At 64.9% G+C, this 7,921-nt stretch carries 9 protein-coding genes; 6 read left to right on the top strand and 3 right to left on the bottom strand.

The features are described from left to right. Positions 1 to 230: 230 nt before the first annotated feature. The 3 genes from BGN95_RS04715 to BGN95_RS04705 all read right to left on the bottom strand — a co-directional run bounded on the left by BGN95_RS04715 (position 231) and on the right by BGN95_RS04705 (position 2,560). Positions 231 to 1,154, bottom strand: a complete 924-nt coding sequence (locus BGN95_RS04715) for a LysR family transcriptional regulator (RefSeq protein WP_286771784.1) — start codon at positions 1,152 to 1,154, stop codon at positions 231 to 233. Between the two features lie 144 nt (positions 1,155 to 1,298). Continuing rightward, positions 1,299 to 1,727 (bottom strand): organic hydroperoxide resistance protein, encoded by a 429-nt coding sequence (locus BGN95_RS04710; protein WP_286771783.1) that lies wholly within the window; start codon positions 1,725 to 1,727, stop codon positions 1,299 to 1,301. Between the two features lie 35 nt (positions 1,728 to 1,762). After that, positions 1,763 to 2,560, bottom strand: coding sequence for an SDR family NAD(P)-dependent oxidoreductase (locus BGN95_RS04705; RefSeq protein WP_286771782.1), 798 nt, complete (start codon positions 2,558 to 2,560; stop codon positions 1,763 to 1,765). A gap of 184 nt (positions 2,561 to 2,744) precedes the next feature. Here BGN95_RS04705 and BGN95_RS04700 point away from each other — a divergent pair, with 184 nt between their 5' ends. From BGN95_RS04700 to BGN95_RS04675, 6 genes are all read left to right on the top strand, one after another. Beyond that, a complete protein-coding gene (locus BGN95_RS04700) occupies positions 2,745 to 4,007 on the top strand; it encodes a thiolase family protein (protein ID WP_286771781.1) in 1,263 nt (420 codons plus the stop codon). A 203-nt stretch (positions 4,008 to 4,210) separates the two neighbouring features. Then, positions 4,211 to 4,702, top strand: a complete 492-nt coding sequence (locus BGN95_RS04695) for a hypothetical protein (protein ID WP_286771780.1) — start codon at positions 4,211 to 4,213, stop codon at positions 4,700 to 4,702. A gap of 517 nt (positions 4,703 to 5,219) precedes the next feature. Further along, a complete protein-coding gene (locus BGN95_RS04690; RefSeq protein WP_286771779.1) occupies positions 5,220 to 5,831 on the top strand; it encodes a sigma-70 family RNA polymerase sigma factor in 612 nt (203 codons plus the stop codon). Next, on the top strand, positions 5,821 to 6,462 hold the full coding sequence (locus BGN95_RS04685; RefSeq protein ID WP_286771778.1) for an NrsF family protein: 642 nt from the start codon (positions 5,821 to 5,823) through the stop codon (positions 6,460 to 6,462). Before BGN95_RS04690 ends, BGN95_RS04685 begins: the two co-directional genes overlap by 11 nt. 113 nt (positions 6,463 to 6,575) lie before the next feature. Then, a complete protein-coding gene (locus BGN95_RS04680) occupies positions 6,576 to 7,157 on the top strand; it encodes a DUF308 domain-containing protein (RefSeq protein ID WP_286771777.1) in 582 nt (193 codons plus the stop codon). A gap of 289 nt (positions 7,158 to 7,446) precedes the next feature. Further along, complete coding sequence (locus tag BGN95_RS04675) at positions 7,447 to 7,746, top strand: Rossmann-fold NAD(P)-binding domain-containing protein (protein WP_286771776.1); 300 nt, start codon at positions 7,447 to 7,449, stop codon at positions 7,744 to 7,746. Positions 7,747 to 7,921 lie beyond the last annotated feature (175 nt).

Below are 7,921 nucleotides of genomic sequence, written 5' to 3'. Positions count from 1 at the left end.
ATGGCTTCGGGCGACAGGCCGGGTTGTTCGGACATGACGATCTCCTCTCAGGCGCGTGACGGGAGAAGAGCAAGGCTCATGCCAAGACGCGATTCCGGCGGAGTCGCGAACGATGGAGGCGGCACTGCCTGGATCGATGTACGATATTCAGCAGCAATATTGGTGAGTTTTCACCGCAATTGCTGCGCGGCGGATCGGATCGGCCCGAGATTATCCGAAGGTCCGCATGCTCATTGACGTTGCGGCTCCGAAGCCGTCTCCAGCCCGCGCAGCGCCCGGCGCAGCCGCGGCGTCATCCAGTCGAGAAAGGCGCGCACCTTGAGCGGCAGCAGGCCCTGACGGGCATAGACGAGATTCACCGGGAAGATCCGGTGATCATAATCGTCGAGAATCGTGACCAGCGCGCCGCTGCGCAATTCGTCCTGGACGAGGTAGCTCGGGGCGCGGGAGATGCCGATTCCGTGCACCGCCGCCGCCACTGCGCCGGGATTGCTGCTGTCGCGGATGCGGACATTGGGCGCGCCACGAACCTTGCGGCCGTCGCGCTCGTAGATCCACGACGTATCCTCGATCGCGCCGAAAACCGCCGCGTCATGGCCGGTTAGATCCTCCGGGCCGGCGGGATATCCCTTGCGCGCGAGATAGGCTGGACTGGCGCAGGTCACGAGACGAAACTCGCCGACCTTGATCGCATAGAGCGAGCTGTCGGTGAGCGTGCCGAGCCGGATCGCGATATCGACATGTTCCTCGACGAGGTGAACCACGCGATCGACCGAAAGGATGTTGAGCGTGATCTCCGGGTGGTCGCGCATGAATTCGAACGCGAGCGGCAGCGCGATCTGCTGCCCGAATGCCAAGGGCATCGTGACGGTCAGCTCGCCGCGCGGCACCTCATATTCGCCCGAGGCGCGAAGCTCGGCCTCCTTGAGCTGCGCGACGATCTGGCGCGCGGCGTCGACATAATCGCGGCCCGCGTCGGTCAGCTGGACGTTCCGGCTGGTGCGGATCAGCAATTGCGTGCCGAGATGCCGCTCGAGGTCCGCGACCTTTCGGCTGACGCTCGGCAAGGGCGCGTTGAGCTTGCGGCTCCCCGCCGAAAGGCTGCCGGCATCGACCACCGCCAGCAACACCTGCATCGCGTCCAGACGGTCCATGAACCCCCGCAATTGTTCCGTGCTGCCGACGATAACGCGTTCGGGGTGGGGCGCATAGCGTCGAGCGGGGTGCTGGGGGTTTCGCATCATGGGAGGAAGGGAGGCGCCGGCCTGATGGGCGACACCTCCCGCTCGACGATGGGGTCAGGCAATCGCGACAGTGCGCAGCCTCACTTCCGCTGCGATCCCGCCGCGTGTCATTTTGGAATAAGGGCAGGTTTCATGCGCGCGCTCGATCAGGCGGGCGGCGATATTGTCGGCGATGCCCGGTATCGTGACCTCGAGCCGGGCGGTCAGGAAATAGCCCTCGGCGGCATCGAAATGGAGATCGACACTGGCATCGACCGCGGTATCGCCCGGCAAGGCGATGCCCTGCTCCTTGGCGGCGAGGCCGAGCGCACCCTCGAAGCAGGCCGACCAGCCGGCGGCGAAGAGTTGCTCGGGGTTGGTTCCCGGGCCGCTGGTGCCCGGCGGGGACAGCTTGATGTCGAGCGCGCCGTCCGAGCTGCGCGCCGCGCCCTCGCGGCCACCGACGGTATGGACATTGGCGGTATAAAGTTTGGTCGTGCTCATGGTTCGAGTGTCTTTCTGTTGAGGAGGGGAGGAACTCAGGCGGCGGCGCGGTAACGCGCTGCCGGTTCGGCGGTGGAAAGCTTGCCTGCCATCGCCTGGCGCGCGCTTTCGTAAGCGTCATACAGCGCGCCATTCTGGAGCGACGGGATGGTGGCGAATTCGCCGCGATCGAGCCCGACGAGCGCTGCGTCAACCAGGTCTTCGCCGCTCATCACAATCTCGCTCGGCAGTTCCTCGACCGGACGCCCGGCGATCGCCCAGAAATCGGTCTTGGTGGCGCCGGGAAGGACCACCTGCACCGCGACCCCGGTCCCCTCGAGCTCGTGCCGCAGATTCTGGCTGAACGCGACGACGAAGGCCTTCGAGCCGCCATAGACGCCGTTGAGCAATTCCGGGTTGATCGCGACGACCGAGGCGATGTTGATGATCGTGCCTTTGCCGTGTGCGATGAACCGCGGGACGACCGCATAGGTCAGCCGCATCAGCGCGGTGACGTTGAGCGCGATCAGCTGCGTCATCTGCTCGACATCGGAGTCGACCAGCGCGAGCGCGCCGCCCAGACCCGCATTGTTGACGAGCAGGGTGATATCCGGGACCGACTTCAGAAACGCCTCGACCCGCGCGAGATCCGCCGGGTCGGCGAGGTCGGCCGGCAGAACCTCGACCCGGCGCCCGGTCTTTGTCGTGATGCGATCGGCGACCCGCATCAGCTTGTCGGTGCTGCGCGCGACGAGGATCAGGTCATAGCCGCGCGCGGCGAGCCGGTCGGCATAGATCGTGCCGATGCCCGATGAGGCGCCGGTGACGACCGCGGTTCCCTTGGTACTTGCCATTTTCGTAACTCCTTTGCGGACTGCGGAAGCGTCGCGCTCGGGCGGCGTCCAGCATCGGCGAGGGAGTTGGGGCGGCGCGGGCCTGCGCGGCAGTGATGCAAAGTGATAGCCAGCCTCTCGAATATCGCACATTCAAAGTCGCGCGGCCCACGCCACATCGCGCGCACCGAATTGGAGAAAAGCCATGAACCGTTTCGCTCAGAAGATCTTCGTCGCATCGGGCCTCAGGACGCCGTTCGGGCGTGGCGGCGGGGCGCTCGCCGATCATGACGCGATCAGCCTGTCGGTGCCGCTCGCGCAGGCGATGGCGGCGAAGGCGCGGCCCGATCTCTTCGTCTGGGGCACGGTGATCCCCAGCCTCGGCTGGAGCAATATCGGCCGCGAGATCTGGCTCGATGCGGGTCTCGATCCGACCGTGCCGGCCTTCTCTGCCGTGCTCGCCTGCTCGACCAGCATGATCGCCGCCTTCGCCGCCGCCGGGATGCTGGGCGGCACGGCGGACCTCGCTTTGGTCGGGGGCGCGGAGGTGATGAGCAATCCGTCGATCGGGCTGACGCTCGCCGCGTCCAAACGGATCACCAAATTGTTCCGCCAGAACCCCGCCGAAGCGATGGCGGCGCTCCAGAATTTGACCGCCGACGACCTGACCCTGCCGACCAAGGGCTGGGCCAACCGCATTACCGGGCGCACGATGGGCGATCATATGGAGGAGACCGCCAAAATCTGGTCGATCGGGCGCGCCGCGCAGGACGATTGGGCGCTCAAGAGCCATCAGCGCGCGGTCGCGGGATGGGAGCGGGGGTTCTTCGACGATCTCGTCATCGCGCTCCCGGAAATCGGCCGCGACGCCAATCCACGCGCCGATACTTCGGCCGAGAAGCTCGCCGCGCTGGCGCCGGCGTTCGACAAGTCGGGGGCCGGCTCGCTGACCGCCGGCAACAGCTCGCCGATCACCGACGGCGCCGCCGCGCTCTGGGTGGCGACCGAGGCGGGCCTCGCCAAGCTGTCGGCGGACACGCCTTATGCGGAACTGGTCGACCACGAGATCGCCGCGGTCGATCATGCGGTCGATGGCCTGTTGATGGCGCCGAGCTTCGCGATCGCGCGGCTGCTTGCGCGCCACGGCCTCAAATATGGCGATATCGCGCTGTGGGAGATCCACGAAGCCTTCGCGGCGCAGGTGCTCGCCAATATCGCCGCGCTGGAAAAGCCTGGCTGGACCCGCGACCGCGTCGGGCTCGATGTCGATTTCGGGCCATTCCCGTGGGATCGGGTCAATCCCAATGGCGGGTCGGTCGCGATCGGCCATCCGTTCGCCGCGACCGGCGCACGCGATCTCAGCCAGGCGGTGAAGGAATTGTGGGCGATGCCCTCGGGATCGCGCGCGATCGTCAGCATTTGCGCCGATGGCGGGCACGGAACGGTGGCGCTGCTTCAGCGGCCCTGACGGTTGAGGCTGCCGCCGGATCGGCCGGGCGATTCGGCGGAATGGGATATGTGGATTTTTCCAGCAGCCCGGTTTGTCGCTCGTCAAGACGTTGACGCAGATGCTATCTCTCTGCGAGAGCAAGACATTGTCGAAAAGTCGCTCGCATCTGGCGCGCTGGCAGGGACGACTTGCGTTTGCAAATCGTCGGGAGGCCCCCTTTCGTGACGCATGTCCTTAGTATCGCCTTTTCCGTTGCTTTGCTCTCCAGCGCTTCGGCCGGACAGGCCCAGCAATTAGCGGACTTCCGTTCGATACCCGGTGTCAACGGCAGGCTCGTCATCGACCTTGGAACGATGACGAGCGACGGCGATGTGCGCGCCTTCGACATGTATATGAATCCGACCGAGGACGTCGCACGTATGAATGGTCGTGCACGCATTCGGATCAACTGCCGCGATCGTACCGAAAGCATCGAGAGCGTCGCCCGGCAACGCGGCGATGAGATGAACTTCGACTCGCCCAAGATGCTGAACCAGCCTTGGGCCAAGGCGGACGAGGACAAGACGGGCGCACTCATCGTCAATCTCGTTTGCGCCCCGGCGACCGAGCGTGACCGATATTTGCCGCGGCTGTCGGCGAGCAACTGGAATGCTGCGATGATCGCCGCGGCCCGACAGGCAGCGTCGGGCGACGAGAAGCCGACCAAGCCCTGAACCGGGTCCACCCAGAATAAGCGGCTGTTGCAGGTTGCTGATAATCCAGCGTGCCTTGCTCGTTGGATGACAGCGATCCTTTCGCCCAAGAAATTGCAGATAGTCGGGTTGCGATGTGAGGTCGCCCAGGGCCTTCTCCCGCGTTGGGCTGCCATGTGATTTGGCGAGGCGCCTATATTTCGCGCGAGCAGATCTGCGCGCCGAGTGAAACATATGAGGCGTCGCGCATTTTTCGTGCGATGGATTGAATGGCTTCAGGGCGTCGTTGCTCGTTCGAAGCCGGATCGCAAACGTCCGGCTCCGCATGGTATTTTGCCGCACGTCACCCGGAACGCCGTGCAGGCTATTGGGTCGTGCCCCCGGGGCACGACCTAAGCTGTCCCGCGGTCGCAGTTTCACCTCCTTGTCGTCGCGTTCGAACTTCCAAGGCGCAAGGCCACCGCCGGCCCGCACGCAATCCCGAAAAAAATTCGATGGGCGAAGTGACCGGAGCGGCGCGGCGCGCGAATAAGAGGTCATGCGCTCGGACTTCCTCTCGAGATTGATCTCAAAGCCAGCGCCGGGCACGGCGCCGGGCAGCCGCGAGCATCCGTCCCGAACCGCACCGGACGGCTGGACCAGCCTGATGGTGGCGGCGCAGAACGGGCACGGCGGCGCCTATCGGCGGCTGCTCTGCGAGATGTCTGAGTGGCTCAGGCGCTACTTCCAGCGGCGGCTGCCGCCGGGTGACGTGGATGATGCCGTCCAGGAGACGCTGCTCGCCGTCCATCGGCGGCGCCACACATATGATCCGCAACATCCGCTGGGGCCCTGGCTGGCGGCGATCGCCAAGAACAAGTGGGTCGACCAGCTGCGCGGCCTGGCGCGCCGACCCATGGACGAGCTGCCCGGCGATATGGCGGTGGGCGACCACGAAGCATCCGTGGTCAGCAGCTCGGTTCTCGCCAGCCTGCTCGACGAACTTCGTCCCGCGCAGGCCCAGGCGATTCTGCTGGTGAAGGTGCAGGGCTACAGTGTCGAGGACGCATCAGGCCAGATTGGCCTCTCACCCTCGGCCGTGAAGATGAACATTCACCGCGGGCTCGCGCGCCTGACGGCCATCATTGAGAAGACCCCCGATGTCGAGTGAATCCCTGATCGCCGACCTGTCGTCTGAGCTGGCTCCCGTTCAGCGCCGCAGCATGCTGCGTGAGGGCGGACTCATACTCGCGCTGGGCGTTGTGGAGCTCGCGCTCTTCCTCGGCCTGGGCCTGATGCGGCCAGATATGAGCCACATGGCCGGCTCGCCGTTTCTCATGTGGCGGGTAGGAAGCCTTGGCCTGCTCGCCGTGGTCGCCTGCGTGCTGGCGATCCGGTCCTTCTCTCCTACGGTGCAACCGCGCCGGGGCTTGATGCTGGCCTGCGCCCTCGCAATCCTAGCCATCCTCGGTAGCGTCTTCGTCGCGCCTGAAGGCGTGAGCGAGCGCCCGCTGCTCGATCGCATCAATCCGGCAAGTGGAATGATCTGCGCCGCGTCGATCTTTGTGCTCTCGCTCCCGATCATGGCATTGCTTGGTGTCCTGATGCGGAGGGCCGCGCCGACGCAACCAAGGCTGAGCGCTCTTGGCTCCGGGATCGCCGCGGGTGCGTGCGGAGCCTTTGTCTTCGCCTTCTGCTGCCCCTTCAACGACCCGCTCTATGTGGTGGTCTGGTATACCAGCGGGTGTGCTGCCGTGGCGGCCTTCGCAAGATGGTGCCTGCCGCGACGCTTCCGCCTCTAACCACAACAGACGCGGCCGATCGTAGGCCGCGCACCACCTGAACCGACGATCACCGACCCACCCGGATTCCGGGACGGGAGACGTGCGCCTGCATCACGGAAAGGAACAATGCCATGAAGACCATCACCGACGCCAGGGCCTCGGACCGGGACTGGCTCAAAATCTATTACTATCTGCGCTTCTTGGTCTCCACGATTTGGGTCGCACTGGCCTTCACGGTCGCGAAGGCGATGCCGCCACTCGCTGCAGTGATGCTCGTCGCCTATCCTGCGTGGGACGCGCTTGCGAACTATCTCGACGCCAGCCGGAGCGGCGGCCTGTCGAGGAACAAGAGCCAGATGCTGAATTTCGTCGTAAGCATCGTGACCGCCGTCGCCGTCGCCGCGAGCCTGCCGCACGGGATGCACGCGGTCCTCCAGATCTTCGGTGTGTGGGCGGTCCTCTCCGGCCTGTTCCAGCTCCTCACCGGAGTACGGCGCTGGAAGTCCTATGGCGCGCAATGGGCCATGATCCTGAGCGGTGCCCAGTCGGGACTTGCCGGGGTACATATGCTCGGCAAGGCTGCCGGCGCCGCGCCGGTCAGCATCGGCGACATCGCGCCTTATGCCGCCTTCGGCGCCTTCTACTTCGTCATCTCGGCGGTTTCGCTCACCATCAGCGACGCGCGCCGGCGCTCGAAGACCGTTGCGGCCTGACGCGCTTCCCGATCACCCGCCGTATCCTCGGCGCGGCGATACTTGGAACGAGTGGTGACGAGGCAATACACGGCATTCTCGACATGGCGAACGCCGACCAGCCGATCGAGAATCTGCGCTGGTTGGTTTCGATCCACCCGACCGTGTCCGAGCTGATCCTGACGTTGTTGCTCGATCTTCGGCCTTGGGAGGAAGAGGCATGACGCGCGGAATCGACTCGGCTGCGTGGACGGGCTTTTAAAGCCCGGCGCAATATCATCACTTCCCCAACGAAGGCGGTCGCGCGCGCTTGGATCACCAGCTTGCGCCCGGTGAACGCTCATGCTGTCGCGTTCTCGAGATGGTTCGTCACCGTCGAGATGAACGCACGAAGACGCGCAAGCACTATCGCGAAACGAACGACGGCAATCAGGCTGGCGATCCCGACAAGGCGGTCGCGGTAATCCTGCAGGCCGTAGACGCCGATGATGCCCCGCTTCATCTCCCGCTTGGCCGGGCCGCGCACGCGATCGCTGAGCGAAAGCTGGCTGCGTTCCGCGGCGATATTGATGCTTGGTGCGACATCACGATCGCGACCGATTTCGATTAACCCTGAGTGCCAGCCACGTGCTCGCTGAGTGCCACATCTGACGGGAAAGCGAGCTGTTCTGCGACGGAGGCAACGCGAGATAACAATATAAAGATATCTTTATATTGGTATTGACAGGCGGTTCGCGATGGTGTTGAATCAGCCTGTCGAGGTTCCCCGCTTCAGGCGTGGGGCG

The sequence above is a fragment of the Sphingomonas sp. 66-10 genome (assembly GCF_001897045.1).
GTDB lineage: Bacteria > Pseudomonadota > Alphaproteobacteria > Sphingomonadales > Sphingomonadaceae > Sphingomonas > Sphingomonas lycopersici.
This window is presented reverse-complemented; position numbering and strand designations above follow the sequence as displayed.

Coding starts and splice junctions, on each gene's coding strand:
- BGN95_RS04715 (WP_286771784.1), bottom strand. CDS start 1,154: ATGGACCGTCTGGACGCGATGCAGGTGTTGCTGGCGGTGGTCGATGCC.
- BGN95_RS04710 (WP_286771783.1), bottom strand. CDS start 1,727: ATGAGCACGACCAAACTTTATACCGCCAATGTCCATACCGTCGGTGGC.
- BGN95_RS04705 (WP_286771782.1), bottom strand. CDS start 2,560: ATGGCAAGTACCAAGGGAACCGCGGTCGTCACCGGCGCCTCATCGGGC.
- BGN95_RS04700 (WP_286771781.1), top strand. CDS start 2,745: ATGAACCGTTTCGCTCAGAAGATCTTCGTCGCATCGGGCCTCAGGACG.
- BGN95_RS04690 (WP_286771779.1), top strand. CDS start 5,220: ATGCGCTCGGACTTCCTCTCGAGATTGATCTCAAAGCCAGCGCCGGGC.
- BGN95_RS04685 (WP_286771778.1), top strand. CDS start 5,821: ATGTCGAGTGAATCCCTGATCGCCGACCTGTCGTCTGAGCTGGCTCCC.
- BGN95_RS04680 (WP_286771777.1), top strand. CDS start 6,576: ATGAAGACCATCACCGACGCCAGGGCCTCGGACCGGGACTGGCTCAAA.